This window comes from Chryseobacterium sp. C3, assembly GCF_014218905.1.
Lineage (GTDB): Bacteria > Bacteroidota > Bacteroidia > Flavobacteriales > Weeksellaceae > Chryseobacterium > Chryseobacterium mucoviscidosis.
Map to the genome: position 1 here is coordinate 388,155 of NZ_JACLCU010000005.1, position 20,288 is coordinate 408,442.

Here is a 20,288-nt window from a genome sequence, read left to right on the forward strand (position 1 = left end):
AGCCCGCTAAGTTTTTTTTTACTACTACTTGTTCTTAAGTTCGCAGAGGCGTTCTACTCAGCTAAGCTCTCAAAGATTTTTTCTACATAAGATTTCAAATTTCTAATAATATCTGATTTGTTGCGTTATCTTTATCTTTCAAATATTTTATTGTCATGGTTGTTTTTAATTTAAAACTAAAACTGCTTCATCGTCAGAAAGCCTGATTTCTGCTGTTGCTCCGCTGTTGAACTGTAGAAAATCCTGCTCAATTCCGTCGCTAAATATAAAACCATTATTCGGCATTAGTGATTCGATGATTAATTTGTTTCCTTTTTTCAGTTTTCCGCTGCAGATGTCGGTTTGCGTTCGAATGCTTTTGAAAGGTTCTCTTACTGCAAAATACAAATCTTCTTCATTCAGCTGCGGATATTTTAAAGCTGTTTCGCCTAAAATTCCGAACGCCATATTGAAAATGGAACTCAGCCAGCCTGTACTTCCTGTTTTTGTGGAAACGATGATTCCGCTGGAAGAGTGTGTTTCTTGTTTTCCGTTCAGCATAATTTTATATCGTGCGGAAGAATGTGAGGAAATTCCTACAAATAAATCATTCACTGCCCGTAATTTTTGTCCGTCATTCAGTACAGCTTCGGCAAACTTCATTTTTTTTGAACTAAAATTTCCGTTCATCACAGCTTGCACTCCTTTTAAAAAGTTTTTTGCGGTGAAGGGAAGCAAAACGCCGTCATATCTTTCGGGATCGGGATTCACCGCAATGATGGGAATGTGTTTGGAATATTTGGCAACATTGGCTACCAAACCGTCCTGTCCTACCACCACAATCAGGTTATTTTCGGAGAAAATGTAGGAAGGAACAAACTCTCTTTCAATCACTTTATTTTTAATGATTTTGGAAAGCTGGGTCTGAACTTCCAGAAATGACTGACCGAATTTTTCGTGTTCATCCACATATTCCTGAAAATTTCCTCCGGAACTTTCAATATAAAACTTCGCCTGAGCCTGCGTGTTGAATCTTTCGGTCAAAGACTCAAGACGGGTTTTATTTTTGATGATGATGGCGTATTCTACTTTCATTTTTTTAATTATTCAGAAGTTTTTATTTTAACACAAAGTCTGCAAAGTTTTTATTTTACTACTAACTGTTTTTAAGTTCGCAAAGGCGCTCTGCTCAGCAAAGACGATAACCTATTTTATCCTTTTTTTGAGACAGTTAAATGCTTCCAACTTCTTTCTTCCCTCTTCCAGCCTCTTACTTTTTCAAAATACTATCCAACAAATCGGGACTGATGTTTAAGTTTCCGATTTTCCCAGCGTTTTCTGCCAATTCTCTGAACGCTAAAGCGATGTTATTTCTCGCATCCTGTCTTCCGCTCAAAGCAGTGAGTACTTTCCAGTCGATTTCTTTGTATGGCTTTAAGGAAGTTTCCAGAATATAACCTTGTGTTTCTGCTTCTTTTCTGTCGTTTTCCGTTTTTTGCTCGATCAGTTTTTTTCTCTGGTTTTCTACAGAAATATCGGCGGCAATTTTCATTTCACGAAGGATTCTGTTGTTTTCTTCCTGCTGAACTTCGGTTTCCATCCTTTTTTCTTCAATCTGCTTTTGCTTTTCTTCAACAGCAATTTCCGTATTCAGCTCAGATTCCTTGATCTTTCTTTCCTGTTCCACTGCAAAATTTCTTCTTTCATAAATCGCTTCATCGGCTTGCTGCTGGAGTTTTTCTCTGGTTTCCGTTTCTAGGGCTCTTGCCATTTCAGGAGTGGTCTGAACGGCTAAAATATTGGCTCCCAGAATTTCAATTCCCATGCTTTTTATAGATTCGGAATCGATTAATCCTTTCAGAATATGATCTTCAATCTGTTTGGCAGAACGAATAGCATCTTTTAAATTGAGCTGATGAATGAATGATGAAGTTGCCGTCTGTGCGAGATTAATGATTCTCTGGTTCAGCTTTTCAATATCATTCTTTTTGTAAACTCCTTCTCCGTCCACGGTAAAATCCAGTGTGTTGGAAAGTGCTTTCGGATCGGTCACTTTATAGCTGATCTGTCCCTGAATTTTCACGGTCTGATAATCGTTTGTGTTCTCATTAAAGATAAACGGCAGATCGTTACTTCCCAAAGGAATCGCCACAATAGACGAATTGGGAGCGAAATAAAAGAACGATAAACCTCTTCCTTCTCTGGCGATCTTTCCATTTTTAAAATGAAGAACGTACGTCATAGAATCAAATTTGATGTGTGTAAATCCAAACATAGCTTTATGATTTTTAGTGAAACAATTTGTTAATTTTCGTGTGTTTTTTACGCAAATTATGGGTAAAATTTTTTACACTTTTATTTTATTCAGAGCAAAACACTTTTCGATATTTTTTAATGTTCCGCTTTTTCTTTTTTCATCGGTATTGAAATCAACCGCCAGAAAATGAGTGCATAGATCAATTCCAAACGTATCTCTTTCATAATTTGAAGTAAATCCTCCGATAACTTTCCATTTTTCCGCTTTTGTTTTAAAAGAATTGGCAAAATATCTGGGTCTTTTTCCGACATGAAGAATGGTTACCTTCTCTGTTTTATCTTTTAAAAATTCCATCATTAATGTATCGGTTCCTGAAAAATCACCAATGATAAATTCACAATCATCAAGGCTGAATTTCTTTAACGGTTCGATATAAAACTGCTGAAACTTTTCCCAGGATACATTTCCGTTTCCTGAAACATATATCTTTTTCATTTTTAAGTCTCTAAATACATTACATCTGTTCTTAAAACATACTTTTGTCCGCTTATCAGCGTTTTTCCTTCATGTCTTAGCGGATGATAGAAAACCAATGCAGAACCTTTCTTTGGAGCTACAGTGAACAGATGTTCGAACTCTGTTTCTCCGCCTTCGAAATCATCATTCAGGTAGATTAAAAAAGTGTAAAAGCTTTTTTCATTCTCATTTCTGATGTAGCTTCCGTCATGATGCATTTTAAACTGCTGTCCCGGAGAATATTTATAAATCCTGAACATTTCATTAAAGCCCGAAACTTCATAATTGTCATGAATCTGAGGAAGAAATTCAACTGCTCTTTGAAAAAGATTTTCGGCTAAATTATTATCAAAAATCATCAATCTATCGTTGTTTCGGATTCCTTTGCTCATAACCTGTCGACCTCTCATATTAATTTTCGCTTCCTCAAAGACTTTATCCTTCGTCATTTCAATATAATGATCGCATTCTTGATCCGAAAGGAAATTTTCTATTAAAAATATCTGAGGATGGAGCTCTGTTTTTTTCATGATTTCTAATTGGTTTACGGTTATTGTGTTTTTACCCTCTTAATTCGTCTCTTACTTCCATTAAAGCAAATCCTAATAAATTTTCACCATTCCATTTTGAAGGATCTTTTGCTTTTGCATTGGTTTCCAGCATTCCGATTCCCCAGATTTTATCGTACGGACTTGCCTCTACTAAAATTGTATCGTCTGTTGAAAGCAGGAATTTTTTAAACTCTTCATTTTGAGAAAACTTTAATAGATTTCCTTGTTTTACAATTTCATATTTATGCTCGTCCCAAATTTGAGGATCGAAATTTTTGACTTTTCTGCCTAAACTTTTCGCCTGATTCGGAGTTTCTGCTTTTAAAATCTGCTCTAAAATTTCATGATCATTAAATAATTTCGCTTTTCCGGCCATCATATAATGTTCTGCTGTTTTGTAAATGTTTCCGTTTTCTTCAAACTCAAAAGGAAACCACTGACTGAAGCAGGCTTTTGTAATTTCATCTTTCACGGTATGTCCCCAAAAGAAAAGAAATTCCGGATTTTCTTTTTGATGAAATTTTTCGATGGTATTACTTAATGTATATTTCATGATTGCGTTATTTTTACACAAATTTAAAGGAATCTGATTTTATCTTCCAAATTTATTTGTGTTATTTTTACGCTAAATATTTTAATTGATTGATTTTCAGTGTTAAAAATTTATTTTTTTAAACACGGATGGCGCAAATGTTTTTCACAAATGGCGCAAATTTTTAATCAATTAATGTAGAGGGTAAAATATACACACATTGTATCATTCTGACACAGCCTTAAGGGATGCGAACGAAGTTCAAAGAATCTATTATTATGTTTGGTCTAAATGTAAAGATTCTTCATTCCGCTTCGCTTCATTCTGAATGACAGTAAACACAGAAAAGAATTATTCGTGAAAATTCGTGTAAATATTTGTGCTATTGGTGTTTAAAAAAACTATTTGATTTCGAAATAAAATCCCTGCTCTTCCAGTTCCTTGTATTTTTCCTGATTAAAAGTAAAGAGTTTTCCGGGTCTTCCGCTGCCTTCTTTTTTAAGATTATTGGTTTCGTTAAGCAATCCGTAGCTCATGATTTTTTTGCGGAAATTACGGCGGTCTATTTCTTTTCCGATGATGGTTTTGTATAGGTTTTCAAGATCAGAAAAAGCAAATTCCTCATTTAAGAGATTAAAACCGATCGGCTGATACTGGATTTTCGTGCGAAGTCTTTTCAATGCAATATCAATAATTGATTGGTGATCAAAAGCCAGTTTTGGAAGCTGATTGACGCTGAACCATTGTGCATCTTCGGCATCAGAATCGGCAAACAACTCATGATAGGATGGATTGACAAGTCCTAAATAAGCGATGGAAACTACGCGGTTTCGGGGATCGCGACCGACGTTTCCAAAAGTGTAAAGCTGCTCCAAAAAATCGGGCTTTATTCCTGCTTCTTCGTGGAGTTCGCGTTTTACGGCATCATCAAGGTTTTCATCATCCAAAACCAGACCTCCGGGAAGTGCCCAACCTCCTTTGAAAGGCTCGATGTTTCTTTTAATGAGAAGGATCTGCAGATCTTTTTTATCAAAATATCCGAAAATTACTGCATCTACAGCCACTTTTATATCCTGTAATTTTTTTGGAGATTCCATTGTTTTAATTTGCGTTATGAATACACAAAGTTACAATTTAGAATCATGAATATCAACATAAAAATAATTATTCTTTGTAGACAATTTTTATTTAAATTTATAATCAACTTAAAACTAAACAATTATGAGAAATTTATTTTTTACAGCTTGTACCTTTTTTCTACTTTTCTCTTGTGATAAAGGCAAAACTGTGGCAAAAACAGACTCAGATAAAACAGATTCTTTAACCAATGAAGAATGGAAACCCGTAGATTCTGCAACTGCAACAAAAGCTTGGATAGAATATGCAACTCCGGGAGAAATGCACAAAATGTTAGCAAAATCTGACGGAAATTGGTCTGGAGAAAATACCATGTGGATGGAAAACGGCGGAAAACCAATGATAAGCCAATCTGAAGTTACCAACAAAATGGTTTTCGATGGTCGTTATCAGGTAAGCAATCACAAAGGAAACTTCATGGGAATGCCATTTGAAGGAATGAGCATTCTGGCTTATGACAATTCTAAAAAGAAATTTGTAAGTACGTGGATCGACAATATGGGAACAGGAATTATGAATATGGAAGGCGATTGGAATCCGTCAACAAAATCTATTGAATTTAAAGGAAAAATGACAGATCCATCAAGACCCGGAAAAGACTGTGAGGTAAGAGAAGTTTTCACTTTCGTAGATGATAATACCCAAAAAATGGAAATGTACGGACCGGATTCTAAAACAGGAAAAGAATTTAAAACAATGGAAATCAAGTTCACGAAAAAATAAAAACATTAATCTCAATAAAAAAATCCGCAGAAAAATTTCTGCGGATTTACTTTTATCTTTTGCCTTTTTACTTGGCTCTTTCACTAATCATTCAGCTTCAAAACAGCCATAAACGCCGATTGCGGTACTTCTACCCTACCAATCTGCTTCATTTTCTTTTTACCTTCTTTCTGCTTTTCCAAAAGTTTACGCTTTCTGGAAATATCTCCTCCGTAACATTTTGCGGTAACGTCTTTTCTTAACGCTTTAATGGTTTCTCTTGCAATAACTTTTGTTCCTAACGCTGCCTGAACTGCAATATCAAACTGCTGTCTCGGAATCAGCTCACGAAGTTTTTCACACATTTTCTTACCGATGTGATAAGCGTTCGAATCGTGAATAAGGGATGAAAGTGCATCTACCATATCTCCGTTGATCAGGATATCCATTTTTACAAGCTTGGAAGCTCTGAAACCGATTGGATGATAATCGAATGAAGCATACCCTTTAGAAATAGATTTCAGCCTGTCGTAGAAGTCGAAAACTACCTCAGCCAAAGGCATATTGAAAATCAACTCTACTCTGTCCGAAGTCAGATAACTCTGGTTAACAATTTCTCCTCTTTTTTCGATACAAAGCGTCATTACAGACCCTACAAAATCTGATTTTGTAATGATAGAAGCTTTGATATAAGGTTCTTCTACTCTGTCCATCGTGGTAGGATCCATCATTTCCGATGGGTTATTAATCATAATCGGAACTTCAGGTTCTTTTTTGGTATATCCGAAGTAAGATACGTTGGGAACCGTAGTAATCACGTTCATGTTGAACTCTCTGTCCAGTCTTTCCTGAACGATTTCCATGTGAAGCATTCCTAAGAATCCGCAACGGAAACCAAAACCAAGTGCTGCAGAGCTTTCAGGTTCGAAAACCAGAGAAGCATCATTCAATCTTAATTTTTCAAGAGAGAATCTTAATTCTTCAAAATCCTCAGAATCAATCGGATAAATTCCGGCAAAAACCATTGGTTTCACTTCCTCGAAACCTTCAATCGGTCCTGCTGCAGGTTTTTCAAAAGAAGTAATTGTATCCCCTACTTTTACTTCTCTAGCATCTTTAATTCCGGAAACCAGATATCCTACATCTCCACATTCTACCGATTTCTTAGGAACCTGCTTCAATTTCAGTGTTCCCACCTCATCGGCTCCGTATTCTTTTCCGGTTGCGAAGAATTTAATTTTTTCGTTTTTAGAAATACTTCCGTTTACCACTTTAAAATAAGCCTCAATTCCCCTGAACGGGTTGTAAACCGAATCAAAGATCAAAGCCTGCAGCGGCGCATCCGGATCTCCTACCGGAGCCGGAATTCTTTCTACAATCTGCTCAAGCAAATGGTGAACTCCTTCCCCTGTTTTTCCGGAAACCCTTAAAACATCTTCATAGTCGCAACCGATCAGGTTCATGATTTCATCGGTTACTTCTTCAGGATTTGCGGAAGGAAGGTCGATTTTATTCAGAATAGGAATGATGGTTAAATCATTTTCCAGTGCTAAATATAAATTACTGATGGTCTGTGCCTGAATACTCTGTGCCGCATCTACAATTAAAAGCGCTCCTTCGCAGGCAGCAATGGAACGGGAAACTTCGTAAGAAAAATCTACGTGTCCCGGTGTATCAATAAGGTTTAAAATATATTTTTCTCCTTTGTATTCATAATCCATCTGGATGGCGTGGGATTTTATGGTAATTCCACGTTCTTTCTCCAAATCCATATCATCCAGTGTCTGAGACTGCAATTCTCTCTGAGTCACCGTATTGGTATATTCCAAAAGACGATCCGCCAAAGTACTTTTACCGTGGTCGATGTGGGCGATTATGCAAAAATTTCGTATGTTTTTCATTTAAGAATCTTGTAATTTGCAAAGATAACAAAATGCAGGATAATTCCTTAGTGTTAATTTTGAAGAACAAAAATTTAATTTCAAGCCTTTATTAATTTCCAAAATTCACGAAATGCGGAATGTCTGTTGTAAAGCCGTTCATTGGCAAAAGATTGTTCCGGTTGCTGTTGAAATCGAACAATGAATTATTGTCAAAAGGAACTTTTGGATAATAGGTGAAGGAAATCTGGATGCGGTTGAAGACCAGAAAAGGATTATTAATGAGAACACCGATTCCTATTTTTGTATTGACATTTGTTTTTAATAATTTTTCATCGGGCATTGCCAACCAGCCTGCTGCTGCTGTTAAGTAAGGACTGAAATGAAAGTTTTTCCATGTTTTGTTTACGAAAAGCTGAAGCTGATATCGCAGAACGAGTTTTTTTGTCCCGATATAATCTGCACTGTACACCGGAAACTCATCGCCTGCGGAGAGATTGATGCGGTCTCTGTAAGAATAGTTGTGCTGCGGATTTCCCAAAGCTAATGTGGGCGAAAAAAAGTGTCTTGCACTGGCAAACTTCCAGTCCATAAGATTCGTGAAATACGTCCCATCTAACTGGAAAGACTCCCTGTTTTGTCTGTCTTCGTTGAAGAATCTTCCGAATTGTGCTTTCACACTAAAATATCCGATGTTGGTAAAATCTCCGTATGCCGCGGAAATTCCTGCATACGGAATTATTTTATTGCTTCTTGATAAACCTCCCGCCGTAAGGCTCGCCGAAGTTCCGTACGCAATATCCTCCGGAAGATCGTACTGAAAGATATTTTTCTGAACAGAAAATTTTCGCTGTATAAATCCTACAGACGCCAGAAAACTGCTGTAAGAGGTAAAGTAATCGTACTTGTCTATTGCAGGATTGTCTTTGTACTGATAATTCTGAAATCTTCCGATCAAAGCAATATTGCTGGAAACTTTTTCTGAAGTTTTTGAGGCAATGGGAATCTGGTAACCTCCCCATAAATCCTGACTGTACACTTTAATCTGAGCTTCAGGAAAAACGGTTTCGGATTCAATCGGCAGCAAAACCCGGCGCATAAAGTATTCAAAATTAAATCCTCCCGCCCATTTCGTTAAAGGAGAGAAAAAATCGCGCGTTGCACTAAGGCTGATTCTTTCATTTCTGGAAAAATCTCTTTCTCCCAAAATCTGCGCATTGATGTAGGAACCCCATAAATTGTATGCGGTGTAACTTCCGAGTAAATAATTCTGTTTTTCTTTGGAATCGTTCCGGTACAGAAAACTTAAATCATGCCCCAGACCGAGAAAATTTTCTTCGGTAACGCCTAATCCGATTTTACTTCCGGAATAGCTTGCTCTGGGTTTCAGGCTCCATGAATCCAGCACTTTTACGATTACATCAATAGAATCTTTGGTGGAAGTACTGTCGGAAATACTGATGTTCACTCTGTTGATAAAAGGCATTGTTCTCAGCAAACGTTCAGACTCATAGATTTTCTGGGCATTGTATTCTTCTCCTTTTTGGAAAAGTAAATAATTGTTAACGGTTGAAATTCTTGTATTGGAGTGAAGATGATTGGTAAACCAGTCGTACCATCTGGATTTTTCTTTCTTATCTTTAGAACCGTATCCGAAAGGATCTATGGTTTCGATTTTAATATTTCTGATGTATTTTCCGTCGTGCGTTTCCTGCACTACTTTTTCGGTGGTTGTTTTTACAGAAACGGAATCTGCTTCTCTACGAAATATAAAACGGTGAAGGAATTTGGTAAATTTTCTCTTATCTGAAAATTTTTCAATTTTATAATAGATCGAATCCTTTTTTTCCTGTGCATGGAAAAAGAAGAAACAATTAAAAATAAGAGCTAAAATTACGATCGACTTGTTCATTTACCATCTGAAATTCGGTAAATTTTGTAGTATCAATTTACAAGCCATTAAAGTACTGAATATTTTTTTTGCTGAATAAAGAATCTTTTTAATTGGCAGAAAGTTTAAAAGAGAGACGCGCTGTCTCTCTTTTTATGGTAATTCATCAAAAATATCATTAAAATCGTACTCGCCTGTCATCGGATCGATGTAAATTTCCTGAGGATTATGACTTAGCTTATTCGGATTAAAAAGTAATGCATCTGCAATTCCGCCGGCCAATCCAAACATGATCCCTAATTTAATATCATATTGAGGCGGAAATAAACTTGAAGGTTTTGCGACAATGTAAAATCCTTTTTCGTTTTTTAACAGCTCCTGAAATCCTGAATAGGTATTTTTATACGCTTTTCCGTTTTCTACATAGATAAACATTTTACGGGAAGGAATTTTCATCTTCTTGCCATTTTCGGTTTTTACAGCCCTGTCTAATGTTCCATTTTCCCATCGCTCCAAAGTGTAGCCTTCTTCTGGAGTCTGCCTGAAAAACGAATTGTAATCCAGATAGGTTCCTTCTTTCAGGCTTTCATTTTTAAAGGCAGGATAATTATTTACATAGCTTTGATAGTTGGAAATATCATCCAAGGTAAGATCATATTTTGAAGGTTTGGATTTGTATGTTTTTTCAAGATACAAAGAAAAAAGATGATGCATATTTCTCACCATCACATCGGCAACATCTCTGTGGCTGAACTTGAAAGTGGTGTCTTTTTTATACAGAAAATGATATTTACCCTCTTCTTTCACAAAACTTTGCAGGGAAAATTTCATGGTTCCGATGTTTTTCCTTTCGTACGTTTCTTTTACAGATAATTTAAGATCATTGAGAACCAACACAAGATCCTGCTTCCCTCCTTTCAGATTGCTTTTACGGTACCATTCGGAAAAATCGTCTTCCGGACTGTTCTGAAACGAAACTTCTTTCATTTCTTTGCCATCTCCGAAAGGCAGAACTCCGATGGTTTTATCTTTTCTGTTATCAATAACAATTAATGTGTTGTAATCTCCTTCTCCATTATTGGGAATACTTCCTTTCAGTTTTATGATTTCTTTATTCTGTGCAAAAGAAACAATCAACAGACAAGTCATGGTAACTTGCAAAAACTTCTTCATCATTAAAATTTTAAATTAAAATTACTTCGTAAAAATATATTCTCCCGTAAGCGGATCGATGTAAATATTAGACAAATTTTCAGGTTTATCTCTTGCGGCTTTTCCGGAATCGAGTGCCGCACCTATCATTCCGCCGACAATTCCGCCCATCATTACACCAATCATGGCGCCGTTATTAACATTCTGAGGCGGAAACAGCTCAAGTCTTGAAGAAACTACATAATATCCTTTATCGTCTTTCTGCATTTCTAAGAAGCCAACAGGTGTAAGTCGATATGCTTTTCCGTCTTCCACATATCCAAAAACATACTCGGCGGATAAAAGAAGATCTTCCCTGTTTTTAATCCCGATAACTTTTCCTTTTTTATTTTTATCTACATAATATCCTTCTTCCGGCTTTTGAAGAGAAAAAGATCTGAAATCTTTATACACTCCGTTTGTAAGTTCAGGAACTGTAAGATATTTGATATTTTTGCCTACGATTTCCTCATAATTATGAAGATCAGACTCAGCAATTGGAGTACTCAAAGCGATATGCGAGTAAGAATCTTTAATTAAAGTAGAAAAAATAGTTTCTATGGCTACAGATATTACTCTTGGGATGTTGGGCGTTAATTTTGAATTGAAACCTACCGTACTGTTGTACCGGTTAATGAAATAATATTTGCCGTTCCTGTTGATAAAACTGCTGATTTTAACCTTTGCATTTGCCAAGCCTGTGTTTTTAAAATCATCAATCCTGATTTCTTCCAACAACAAAACAATATCGTTATTATTTCCTTTGGTCTTATTATCGTTTGCAAACCAGTCTTCTACATATTTTTTGAGATCCTCATTTTCAAACTTCAACTGAACATTTTCTTTTTTGTAGGTTACAGTTCCTAAATCTTTTTCAGTTCTGTTATCAATCAGGGTTAAAGACTTTACCCGTGAGAATTTATCTTTAATACTTTGGTTGAGCTTTATATATTCAGTTTTCTGCGCTGTTAAAATACACGAAAACATTAAAAACAGAATTATCTTCTTCATCGTTAAAAATTTTCGCAAAAATATCGTTTTAATTTAAAATTAAACGACCCTCACAAATAAATTGCAAGGGTCGTCCAACATTAAAAAAATAAACTATTATGGGTTTTGTCTTGAAGCGTTATTACTGCCATTATTTCCGTGAGGTTTTCTTTCGTTCATTTTATCTCTCATCATTCCCTCAGACTGGAAAAGCTTCAAAACTTTTTGGCATGGTATTACTTTCTGCATTTTGTCTGCATATTTCTTCCTGTTATCGAGCAGCTTCTGCCCTACTTCAAAACTCTGCTGAAGCTTGGCTTTTGCCTCTTCATCCGATAAGTTTTCAGGGTTAAAATCAGAATTAAACTGACTTTTTATCTGCTTCTGGCTTTCCAGATATTCATTATAAATATCGGTAAACTCTTCCTTATCACTGGGATCAATATCCAGATTATCCATCACCATATTATTCCTGAACTTCATCAGAAGATTCTTTCTTTCCTCAGGAGAAAGATTATTGATGATCTCCTTTCTCTGTTTAGGATCCATCTTTTTCCAGTCATAATCTGTCCTTTGGGCATTCAGACCAAAACTATAGATAATAAAAAGCGTAAATAATATCTTTTTCATTTTCTTTTAATTATATAAGTCCAAATAAACGTCCTGTGTAGAATTGCTTGCCAGTTCCGAAATTTCGGAATTTGAGAAGGAATCCAGGTACTCGTTCATCTGAGCCTCATTTTGTTTCGAAACAGATGGTGAAGATTTTGGTGTTGCTTCATCTGCCGCCTTAGCCGGTTTTTCTTCTTTCGCTAAAGACTTATTGTTGTCCTGACTGCTACCTGTTTGATTGTTATTTTCAACAGAAGTTAAATCAGATTTTAAGGTTTCGTAAGCAATCTGGCTTTCCGTTTTAGGCTCCTGATTGTTTGCTGCAACCTGTTGCTGTACCTGATCTGCAGAATCTCCGTTGTTGAAAACAAAAGTCGCTCCAAAAATCAAGGCAAGTGATGCCGCAGCTGCATAAGCCCAGTTAAGTCTGAAAACCGGTGCTTTTTTTACAGGCAGAATATTTTTTACCACATTATTCTGAACTGTTTCAAATACATTTTCCGGAACGGTGTAAATATTCTTACGTTCCAATTGCTCCAGATCAAAATCATTCATTCCGCTCAATACCTTCCCCTGAATATTTTCAAACAAATTTTCGGGGACTTTGTATATATTTTTGCGTTCTAATTTTTCCAGATCAAAATCTTTCATGCTGTTTTTTCTCAAAAATTATCTTTCGTAATTCTCTTTGATGTATTCTTCTATCTTTTGTTTGGCATAATGATAATTTGTTTTTAATGTTCCTACGGACATATCTACAATTTTAGATATCTCTTCGTAAGGCAAATCATCATAATACCGCATCATAAATACCAGTTTCTGCTTTTCCGGCAGACTTTGTATGGCGTTCTGCAGCAAAATCTGTATCTCTTCTGCATCTCCGTCTGTATTATCTGCAATAAGATTCTGCATATGATATTCGGGATCTTCATCGGTTTTCTGCATTTTCTTCAGTTTGTTGATCTGCTGCAGCGCCTCATTGGTGGCGATTCTGTACAGCCATGTGTACAACTGGCTGTCATTTTTAAACTGATGAAAATTCTGATAAGCTTTAATAAAAGTCTCCTGCAAAGTGTCCTGCGCAAGATCTCCGTCCACAATAATTCTTCTTATGTGCCAATACAATCTACTCTGATAAGCATCCATCAGTGCACGAACTCCTTTTTCCTGAGTTCGCGGATCTTGCATCAACGAAATAATTTCCGTGTCTTTAATCTTCATAGGATGCTTTCATTGTTTTGGATTACAAAAATAACTGAAAGTTAAATTACTCCTTCAATTTTTAGTCCAAATATCTTTATTAAATATATGAATTATTTTAAACGTTTTCATTGTGTTCTTATTTATTGATAATCTTATATCCTTAGAATTACTTTAAAATAAAGAAATTTATGGCTCTGAATAAAAAATTCACCATACAATAATCGTTATCCAGATTTAGATTTGAAAATTAAATATTCACTTTTAAATCAAACCAGAAAGTTTATATTTGTTTTATGCAAATTGTAATTATCGGTTCAGGAAATGTAGCCTATCATCTGGCAAAAGCATTCGTTCAGAATAAGATTCCTTTGGCTCAGATTTTTGGAAGGAATGAGGAGGAATTAAAAAAAATCTCCGAAGAATTAGAAATCACTTATTCAACTAAAAATTTAGTCGATTCAGATTTATACATCATTGCCGTAAGTGATAACTCCGTTGAAGAGGTCTCAGAAATGATTCCCATAAAAGACTGTCTTGTTGTTCATACTTCCGGATCGTTACCCAAAGAAAGCTTAAAAGGAGATTATCGGAAGGCAAGTTTTTATCCTTTGCAGACTTTTTCAAAATCGAAGGAGCTTGATTATTCTAAAATTCCCTTTTTTATCGAAACAGAAAACGAGCAGGATAAAAAAACACTTTTTGAAATTGCTTCGAAGATTTCAGAAAACGTGATGGAAAGTACCCATGAAAAAAGAAAATACATCCATCTTACCGCAGTTTTTGCCTGCAATTTTGTAAATCATCTTTTTGCAAGGGCTAAAGAAATTTCAGATTCGCAGGAAATTCCTTTTGGTTATTTTTTACCATTGATTGATGAAACTGTACAAAAAATTTACGAAATTGAGCCCCGATCTGCCCAGACCGGTCCCGCAGTAAGAAATGACAAAAGAATACTGGAGCTGCACGAACAATTACTGCATGGTGAAAGCCTGGAAATTTATAAGACAATGAATCACTCAATTCAGAAAATGTATGAGCTATAAAGAGAAATTAAAAAATATCAAAGCGTTTGTTTTCGATGTGGACGGCGTCTTTACAGACGGAAGCGTGTATCTGATGCCCGGTGGAAATATGTGCAGGGTAATGAATGTTCTGGACGGATACGCCGTAGTTAAAGCATTAAAAAACAATTATTTAATCGGAGTTATCACCGGAGGAAATGATGAAATGGTAAAACACAGAATCAATTACCTGGGTATTGAAGATTATTATGCAAAATCCCACAATAAGATGGCAGATTTTGAGGATTTCAGAAGAAAAAATCATTTGAAGTACGATGAAATTTTAACAATGGGGGATGACCTTCCGGATCTTCAGATCATGAAAAGTTCTGCCATTTCTGCGTGTCCGGAAAATGCAGTTCCCGAAATAAAAGCCATTTCGGATTACATTTCGTCCATTAAAGGAGGAAGCGGAGCCGTAAGAGACGTCATTGAACAGGTGATGAAAATTCAGGGAAAATGGCTCGACGACGATGATACACAATCTACTTAATTTACTGTAAATGAAATTATTATTAGCCTCACAATCTCCAAGAAGAAAAGAACTTTTAACCAGTTTAGGGTTTGAATTTGAAGTGGTAAAGATTGATTGTGAAGAAATTGTACCGGAACACATCAAAGTAGAGGAGTCGGCTGCTTATTTATCTGAATTGAAAGCAAATGCATTCCGAAGTCTTGAAAAAGATGAAGTTCTGTTAACCGCAGATACGGTTGTAGCGATTGATCATCAGTTTCTGGGAAAACCATCGGATGAAAAGGAAGCTAAACAGATGCTTCAGCTTCTTTCCGGAAAGACTCATCAGGTTTACACCGGAATTACCATAAAAACCTCAGATAAAACCATCACACAGACCGATGTTGCCGATGTGGAATTGGATGAAATTACAGAGGATGAAACAGAATATTATATTAAAAATTACAGACCTTTCGACAAAGCCGGAAGCTACGGTATTCAGGAATGGCTCGGAATGGCAAAAATCAAAAAAATAACAGGAAGCTATTATACGATCATGGGACTTCCTACTCATTTGGTTTACAAAATTTTGAAAGAAATATAACGAGTTTCCCCATAAAATTTTATTATTTTTACAAAATCATCAATTCTATTGATAATAAAAAGTAGATTAGCGAGTTATATTTAATAATGAAAAAGAATATTTTATTCCTTTTGATACTCTGTATCGTTGCTTCATGCGCCACAAAGGTAAAAAAGCCTGAACAGCGGTCTAAGTTTATGAAAGGATTTACCACATATTACAACACGTTATTTAATGCAAAAGATGCTTTAAATAATGAGTTTGAGACCCGCGATAAAGGGCATAAAGACAATTTTTATGCGCCTTATATCCCGATTCTTACGTATGAAGATCAGCCTTTGGGAAGTGATCTGGGACAGTCTGCTGCATTTGCAGAAAACTCCATGAAAATGGGAGAGATCAACCGTCCTCAGCAAAATACCGATTCCCGCGGCGGCCGTCCTCCGGGAATGCCTTCAGGAATGCCCGGAAATCCGATGTCGGGTGCAACGGGAATGGCTACTGGAGAATCCGGTCAGCCTGAACAGAAAGGAGCCACCACACTGGAAATTGCAGAAGCAAAGGCTTTAAAAGCGATCAACAAATATTCTGTGATCCGACATGGGGAAGAGCAGAACAAACAGATTTTCGATGCGTACATGATTCTTGCACAGGCGAGAATTTACAGGGGAAAATCTTTGGAAGCACTTGATGCGCTAAATTATGTTTTTACGCACATGAAGGATGATAAAAGACTTCCTCTGGCAAGAATTTATCAGGGTTTAGCGTATGATCAGATCAAAAATTATCATAAAGCTCATGAAACTTTTGCCAAACTGAAAGGAGACAAAATTTCAAAGCAATACGAGAAATTACTGAGTGTTTACTATGCAGAATCTCTTTTGGACGCAGGAAAAAAAGAAGAAGCCATAAAAGAACTGGATAATGCTTTTGAACTGAACAGCAACAGAAAGCTGAAAAGCCGAATTGCTTATCTGAGAGGGCAGGTTCTAGAGGGTCTTAACCAGAATGAAAAGGCTCGCGAAAGCTTTATGGCTGCTTACAAATACGCCAATGATTTTGAATTTGAGGTAAAATCCCAGATCGAAATTGCCAAAACTTTCAACGGAAACGGAGATTACAGCGGAGCAAGAAAATACCTTGAAGACATCAGTAAAAAAGGAACTTACGGATCCAGAAAAAACGAATTTTACTATGCTTTGGGACTGATGGCAAACAAAGCCGGAAAAAAGGATGAAGCTCAGGAATTTTTCAGAAAATCTCTGAAGGAAAAAGTGTCTGACGGGCAAATTCGGGGTCTTGCTTACTATGAAATCGGGAAGGGCTATCTGGATAAAAATGATTACATCGGAGCCGGAGCGTATTATGATTCTGCTTTGGCGGTAATGACTTACGAACCTTCAAAAGTCCTTTTGGCAGATCAGTCTACGTACATCAAAAAGATTTCAAGAAACTATTATCTGATCAAAAAGAACGACAGTATCCTGAATCTTGCAAAAATGTCTATCGACCAGAAAACAGATTTTTTCAATAAATACATTGCTAAAATCAAGGCAAAAGAAGAAAGGGAAGAACTGGAAAGAAAACGTGCAGAAAGAAGCAAAGGTTTTGATACGGGAGATTATAATGCAACTTCCATATTTGCCAACAGCTCAAATTCTTTTGAAGATTTCGGAGTGGCAACCAAAGGTTTCTATTTCAGCAATACAGGGACGGTTTCCAAAGGAACCCAGACCTTTAAGCAAACCTGGGGAGACAGAGCTTTGGTAGACAACTGGCGTTTTTCCAAGAAAATGGCAACAATCGAAGATCTTAAAAATGATGCTTTAGGAACCACTGCCGCACCAAATCCGAGACGTTTTGAACCGGCTTTCTACATAGAGCAGATTCCGACAGATGTTGCAAAACTGGATCAGCTTAAAAAAGACAGAGATACCGCTTCTTTAGGTTTGGGAGTTATGTATCAGAACTATTTTACCAATACGCCTTTAGCTACAAAAACCCTGTATGATCTGGTGGATGTAAAACCTGAAGAAAAAGTAATGTTACAGGCTTTGTATGAGATTTTCGCCATGAATTATGAAAAAAATCCACAGGCATCCGAAAGAGCAAAACAAATCCTCTTAAAAGACTATCCTTACACATCGTATGCAGAATTTGCAAGAAATCCTAAAAGCAGTTCTTTCGTAAAATCTTCCGCAGATGTGGAAAACCAGTACAAACAGGCTTTTGCGCTTTATGAATCTGAGAAGTTCGGGGAAAGTAAAGATCTCATTGAAAAAGCGATCCAGCAAAATCCGAAGGATGCCCTGGTTCCGAAATTATATTTGCTGAATGCATTTAACTCAGGAAAAGCAAGTGGGAAAGAGGTAATGATTCTTCAACTGGAACAGATTGCCCTGAATTACGGTAAAACACCTGAAGGCGAAAAAGCCAAAGAAATGCTTAATTATCTGAAAAGTGACCTGAGCTTCCAGGCTACCGATAATAAAGGAAATGCGGTGCCTCAAAATCCGGGAGATATGGTAAACAATGTTCCGCAACAACCGACACAGCAGAATAACGGAATCGGCAGTTCTCTACAAATGCAGGGAAATAATATGATGAATAATCCTCAGCAGAGCCAGCCGATGAACAACAGCGGAAAAAAGCCGCCCAAAAAACAAAATAACAATCAGCAGCCTCCTGTGAATACAGTTCCGGCAAAACCACAATAAAAATAAAAGCGAAGAACTACTCTTCGCTTTTATTTTTTTTCTTTACTCCATGAAAATCTTTGAGATAGAAAGGCTCAAAATAAGCAATGTCCTCAAATTCTTTCTGCTCTATTTTTGCAAGTGCTTTTTTTACTAAATATTTTGCAGAAGGATAGATATTTTCATCAAATACGGCATTCGGAAGCTGTAAGATATCTTTTGCTTTCTTGGCTCCGTCTCCTGCAAAAAGGATTTTTTTATCTTTAAATTCTTCAAAAGAAGTTTCGTCTAGAATTTTAGCCTCGGTTGCAGAAATTTCTTTGCCTGTTTTTCCGTCATAAACCGCCGTATAAACCTCCATTCGTCTCGCATCGATCATTGGTACTATCAAATCGTAGTTCTGGTCTAAAAAAGGCTCTATGATACTTTCCATAGAATTTACCGCAATCAGAGGAATTTTCAGTCCGTAGCAGAAACCTTTTGCAGAAGCTGCCCCAATTCTCAATCCGGTATACGAACCGGGACCTTTTCCAAGACAAACGGCTTCAATTTCCTTCATGGAAATTCCGGCTCCTTCCAAAGCCCATTCTACAAAAGTATGCAGACTTTCAGACTGTTTATAGTTTTCAGAAACTTCTTCCGTTACACACAACAGTTTTTCATTATCGGAGATGGCAACAGAACAGTTTTTTGACGAGGTTTCGAGATATAGAATTTTCATTTTTTAAATTTAAAATCAACAACAAAATGCAAATCGATTGTTTCCCTGCAAATTTATGGCTTTATTTCCACACTTTGCCTGCTCCAGAGTTTCCAGACCGATTTCTCTTTTTTCCAGATTTCCAGCAATGCAAGAATCATTTCGAATTTCTGGCTTTTGTAGGTTCCTGAAACTTTTATTTTTCTTCTCAGTGAGCAGATATTTTTATCTTTTTTAAGCTCTGAAATTTCAATCTGTTCAATCTTATCATAAATTACTTTTTTCGAGCTGAAATCTCTTTTAAAATCCGAATAGTTCTGAATCCATCCATTGGAGTGTCCGAAAGAAACATCATTTTCGAACAAATCTAAAACTCCGGAATCGTTATTCTGTATCAGAGAATCCAGTTTTACCGCCTGAGAAAGGAGTTGTTTTTGTCTTTTGAATACTTTTGTGAGTATGCGAAAATACAAGAGAAGCACAGTAAGAAGGGTAAAAGTTTCATCGTTCAAACTCAGATTAAGACTTTCTGTGGATGGTTCTCGGTTCCGCCTGAGCAGAAGGGTAGATCGTCATATCCGAAATACAGACGTGTTTCGGAGCATTGATGCAATAGGCAATGGAATCTGCAATATCTTCTGCTTTCAGAGGCTCATAACCGGCGTAAACCGTTGCAGCTCTTTCGCTGTCTCCTTTAAATCTTACCATCGAAAAATCTGTTTCTACAGCTCCCGGCTGAATATTAGTTACTTTGATCCCGAATTCCGTCAGTTCAATTCGCATTCCTTCGGAAATGACATCCACTGCTTTTTTTGTGGCACAATAGACCACACCGTTTGCGTACGTTTGTCTTGCTGCAACGGAACTGATGTTGACAATATGTCCTGAATTTCGTTCTTTCATTCCCGGAATAATCATTTTAGAAACATACAAAAGTCCTTTCACATTTCCGTCGATCATAGAATCCCAATCATCTGTTTTTCCGGCAGACAAAGGATCTAATCCATGAGCATTTCCGGCATTGTTGATTAAAACATCAATATTTTTCCATTCCGAAGGAAGAGAACCGATTGCAGTTTCCACTTCTTCAAGATTTCTGACATCGAATTTCAAACTAAATATTTCGGTATATTCTGAAAGTTCATTTTTTAAATCTTCAAGAACTTCAGACCTTCTTCCACAGATAATTATTCTGTTTCCCTGTTTTGCCAGAAGTTCGGCGGTAGATTTTCCGATTCCGGATGTTGCTCCGGTGATTAATATTGTTTTCATTTTTACTTTTTATTTTTGGATTGTATTAAGTTTTTTTGATTATCCGTTATTAATCGTACAGCTTTTTAACGCAAAGGATCG

The 20,288-nt window shown here is 36.5% G+C and carries 21 protein-coding genes; 5 read left to right on the forward strand and 16 right to left on the reverse strand.

The window, feature by feature from the left end:
* Positions 1-165: 165 nt before the first annotated feature.
* From H6W53_RS13740 to H6W53_RS13765, 6 genes are all read right to left on the reverse strand, one after another.
* Positions 166-1,074: an NAD(+)/NADH kinase gene (locus H6W53_RS13740; RefSeq protein WP_185207592.1), complete on the reverse strand. Its 909-nt coding sequence runs from the start codon at positions 1,072-1,074 to the stop codon at positions 166-168.
* 175 nt (positions 1,075-1,249) lie between these two features.
* Positions 1,250-2,254, reverse strand: coding sequence for an SPFH domain-containing protein (locus H6W53_RS13745; RefSeq protein ID WP_076391080.1), 1,005 nt, complete (start codon positions 2,252-2,254; stop codon positions 1,250-1,252).
* Between the two features lie 72 nt (positions 2,255-2,326).
* The gene (locus tag H6W53_RS13750) at positions 2,327-2,731 is read right to left on the reverse strand and encodes a hypothetical protein (protein WP_087706637.1); all 405 of its coding nucleotides are present in this window, start codon (positions 2,729-2,731) and stop codon (positions 2,327-2,329) included.
* Between the two features lie 2 nt (positions 2,732-2,733).
* Complete coding sequence (locus H6W53_RS13755) at positions 2,734-3,282, reverse strand: prolyl hydroxylase family protein (protein WP_185207595.1); 549 nt, start codon at positions 3,280-3,282, stop codon at positions 2,734-2,736.
* Positions 3,283-3,313: 31 nt separating this feature from the next.
* Positions 3,314-3,856, reverse strand: a complete 543-nt coding sequence (locus tag H6W53_RS13760) for an NADAR family protein (RefSeq protein WP_185207597.1) — start codon at positions 3,854-3,856, stop codon at positions 3,314-3,316.
* Between the two features lie 380 nt (positions 3,857-4,236).
* Positions 4,237-4,932 (reverse strand): NUDIX hydrolase, encoded by a 696-nt coding sequence (locus H6W53_RS13765; protein WP_185207599.1) that lies wholly within the window; start codon positions 4,930-4,932, stop codon positions 4,237-4,239.
* Positions 4,933-5,056: 124 nt separating this feature from the next.
* Here H6W53_RS13765 and H6W53_RS13770 point away from each other — a divergent pair, with 124 nt between their 5' ends.
* The gene (locus H6W53_RS13770) at positions 5,057-5,695 is read left to right on the forward strand and encodes a DUF1579 domain-containing protein (protein WP_185207601.1); all 639 of its coding nucleotides are present in this window, start codon (positions 5,057-5,059) and stop codon (positions 5,693-5,695) included.
* Between the two features lie 83 nt (positions 5,696-5,778).
* Here H6W53_RS13770 and lepA read toward each other — a convergent pair whose 3' ends face one another.
* From lepA to H6W53_RS13805, 7 genes are all read right to left on the reverse strand, one after another.
* The gene (lepA, locus tag H6W53_RS13775; protein ID WP_087706645.1) at positions 5,779-7,575 is read right to left on the reverse strand and encodes a translation elongation factor 4; all 1,797 of its coding nucleotides are present in this window, start codon (positions 7,573-7,575) and stop codon (positions 5,779-5,781) included.
* 91 nt (positions 7,576-7,666) lie between these two features.
* Positions 7,667-9,466, reverse strand: coding sequence for a hypothetical protein (locus tag H6W53_RS13780; RefSeq protein ID WP_185207603.1), 1,800 nt, complete (start codon positions 9,464-9,466; stop codon positions 7,667-7,669).
* Between the two features lie 132 nt (positions 9,467-9,598).
* Positions 9,599-10,618, reverse strand: a complete 1,020-nt coding sequence (locus tag H6W53_RS13785) for a hypothetical protein (RefSeq protein ID WP_185207605.1) — start codon at positions 10,616-10,618, stop codon at positions 9,599-9,601.
* 21 nt (positions 10,619-10,639) lie between these two features.
* The gene (locus H6W53_RS13790) at positions 10,640-11,647 is read right to left on the reverse strand and encodes a hypothetical protein (protein ID WP_185207607.1); all 1,008 of its coding nucleotides are present in this window, start codon (positions 11,645-11,647) and stop codon (positions 10,640-10,642) included.
* Between the two features lie 96 nt (positions 11,648-11,743).
* A complete protein-coding gene (locus H6W53_RS13795; protein ID WP_076391070.1) occupies positions 11,744-12,256 on the reverse strand; it encodes a hypothetical protein in 513 nt (170 codons plus the stop codon).
* Between the two features lie 6 nt (positions 12,257-12,262).
* On the reverse strand, positions 12,263-12,889 hold the full coding sequence (locus tag H6W53_RS13800; protein WP_228457799.1) for a hypothetical protein: 627 nt from the start codon (positions 12,887-12,889) through the stop codon (positions 12,263-12,265).
* 18 nt (positions 12,890-12,907) lie between these two features.
* Positions 12,908-13,459 carry an RNA polymerase sigma factor gene (locus H6W53_RS13805; protein ID WP_076391069.1) on the reverse strand — a complete coding sequence of 184 codons (552 nt, stop codon included), beginning with the start codon at positions 13,457-13,459 and terminating at the stop codon, positions 12,908-12,910.
* A 275-nt stretch (positions 13,460-13,734) separates the two neighbouring features.
* On the opposite strand from H6W53_RS13805, the gene H6W53_RS13810 reads away from it, so the two are divergent.
* The 4 genes from H6W53_RS13810 (at position 13,735) to H6W53_RS13825 (ending at position 18,256) form a co-directional block, all read left to right on the forward strand.
* Positions 13,735-14,484 carry a Rossmann-like and DUF2520 domain-containing protein gene (locus H6W53_RS13810; RefSeq protein WP_185207609.1) on the forward strand — a complete coding sequence of 250 codons (750 nt, stop codon included), beginning with the start codon at positions 13,735-13,737 and terminating at the stop codon, positions 14,482-14,484.
* Positions 14,474-14,995, forward strand: coding sequence for a KdsC family phosphatase (locus H6W53_RS13815; RefSeq protein ID WP_185207611.1), 522 nt, complete (start codon positions 14,474-14,476; stop codon positions 14,993-14,995). Before H6W53_RS13810 ends, H6W53_RS13815 begins: the two co-directional genes overlap by 11 nt.
* A gap of 10 nt (positions 14,996-15,005) precedes the next feature.
* The gene (locus H6W53_RS13820) at positions 15,006-15,560 is read left to right on the forward strand and encodes a Maf family nucleotide pyrophosphatase (protein WP_185207614.1); all 555 of its coding nucleotides are present in this window, start codon (positions 15,006-15,008) and stop codon (positions 15,558-15,560) included.
* An 86-nt stretch (positions 15,561-15,646) separates the two neighbouring features.
* Entirely contained in the window at positions 15,647-18,256 is a 2,610-nt protein-coding gene (locus H6W53_RS13825; protein ID WP_185207616.1) for a tetratricopeptide repeat protein, read from the forward strand.
* 16 nt (positions 18,257-18,272) lie between these two features.
* Here H6W53_RS13825 and tsaB read toward each other — a convergent pair whose 3' ends face one another.
* Genes tsaB through H6W53_RS13840 form a run of 3 tightly spaced genes read right to left on the reverse strand, consistent with a single transcriptional unit; the run spans position 18,273 to position 20,207 of the window.
* Positions 18,273-18,956 (reverse strand): tRNA (adenosine(37)-N6)-threonylcarbamoyltransferase complex dimerization subunit type 1 TsaB, encoded by a 684-nt coding sequence (tsaB, locus tag H6W53_RS13830; RefSeq protein WP_185207618.1) that lies wholly within the window; start codon positions 18,954-18,956, stop codon positions 18,273-18,275.
* A 53-nt stretch (positions 18,957-19,009) separates the two neighbouring features.
* Complete coding sequence (locus H6W53_RS13835) at positions 19,010-19,408, reverse strand: hypothetical protein (RefSeq protein ID WP_185207620.1); 399 nt, start codon at positions 19,406-19,408, stop codon at positions 19,010-19,012.
* A gap of 46 nt (positions 19,409-19,454) precedes the next feature.
* Complete coding sequence (locus H6W53_RS13840) at positions 19,455-20,207, reverse strand: SDR family NAD(P)-dependent oxidoreductase (RefSeq protein ID WP_185207622.1); 753 nt, start codon at positions 20,205-20,207, stop codon at positions 19,455-19,457.
* Positions 20,208-20,288: the final 81 nt, after the last annotated feature.

Excerpts from the sequence above, each read along its gene's own strand:
- H6W53_RS13740 (WP_185207592.1), bottom strand. The coding sequence starts at position 1,074 with ATGAAAGTAGAATACGCCATCATCATCAAAAATAAAACCCGTCTTGAG.
- H6W53_RS13745 (WP_076391080.1), bottom strand. The coding sequence starts at position 2,254 with ATGTTTGGATTTACACACATCAAATTTGATTCTATGACGTACGTTCTT.
- H6W53_RS13750 (WP_087706637.1), bottom strand. The coding sequence starts at position 2,731 with ATGAAAAAGATATATGTTTCAGGAAACGGAAATGTATCCTGGGAAAAG.
- H6W53_RS13755 (WP_185207595.1), bottom strand. The coding sequence starts at position 3,282 with ATGAAAAAAACAGAGCTCCATCCTCAGATATTTTTAATAGAAAATTTC.
- H6W53_RS13760 (WP_185207597.1), bottom strand. The coding sequence starts at position 3,856 with ATGAAATATACATTAAGTAATACCATCGAAAAATTTCATCAAAAAGAA.
- H6W53_RS13765 (WP_185207599.1), bottom strand. The coding sequence starts at position 4,932 with ATGGAATCTCCAAAAAAATTACAGGATATAAAAGTGGCTGTAGATGCA.
- H6W53_RS13770 (WP_185207601.1), top strand. The coding sequence starts at position 5,057 with ATGAGAAATTTATTTTTTACAGCTTGTACCTTTTTTCTACTTTTCTCT.
- lepA (WP_087706645.1), bottom strand. The coding sequence starts at position 7,575 with ATGAAAAACATACGAAATTTTTGCATAATCGCCCACATCGACCACGGT.
- H6W53_RS13780 (WP_185207603.1), bottom strand. The coding sequence starts at position 9,466 with ATGAACAAGTCGATCGTAATTTTAGCTCTTATTTTTAATTGTTTCTTC.
- H6W53_RS13785 (WP_185207605.1), bottom strand. The coding sequence starts at position 10,618 with ATGAAGAAGTTTTTGCAAGTTACCATGACTTGTCTGTTGATTGTTTCT.
- H6W53_RS13790 (WP_185207607.1), bottom strand. The coding sequence starts at position 11,647 with ATGAAGAAGATAATTCTGTTTTTAATGTTTTCGTGTATTTTAACAGCG.
- H6W53_RS13795 (WP_076391070.1), bottom strand. The coding sequence starts at position 12,256 with ATGAAAAAGATATTATTTACGCTTTTTATTATCTATAGTTTTGGTCTG.
- H6W53_RS13800 (WP_228457799.1), bottom strand. The coding sequence starts at position 12,889 with ATGAAAGATTTTGATCTGGAAAAATTAGAACGCAAAAATATATACAAA.
- H6W53_RS13805 (WP_076391069.1), bottom strand. The coding sequence starts at position 13,459 with ATGAAGATTAAAGACACGGAAATTATTTCGTTGATGCAAGATCCGCGA.
- H6W53_RS13810 (WP_185207609.1), top strand. The coding sequence starts at position 13,735 with ATGCAAATTGTAATTATCGGTTCAGGAAATGTAGCCTATCATCTGGCA.
- H6W53_RS13815 (WP_185207611.1), top strand. The coding sequence starts at position 14,474 with ATGAGCTATAAAGAGAAATTAAAAAATATCAAAGCGTTTGTTTTCGAT.
- H6W53_RS13820 (WP_185207614.1), top strand. The coding sequence starts at position 15,006 with ATGAAATTATTATTAGCCTCACAATCTCCAAGAAGAAAAGAACTTTTA.
- H6W53_RS13825 (WP_185207616.1), top strand. The coding sequence starts at position 15,647 with ATGAAAAAGAATATTTTATTCCTTTTGATACTCTGTATCGTTGCTTCA.
- tsaB (WP_185207618.1), bottom strand. The coding sequence starts at position 18,956 with ATGAAAATTCTATATCTCGAAACCTCGTCAAAAAACTGTTCTGTTGCC.
- H6W53_RS13840 (WP_185207622.1), bottom strand. The coding sequence starts at position 20,207 with ATGAAAACAATATTAATCACCGGAGCAACATCCGGAATCGGAAAATCT.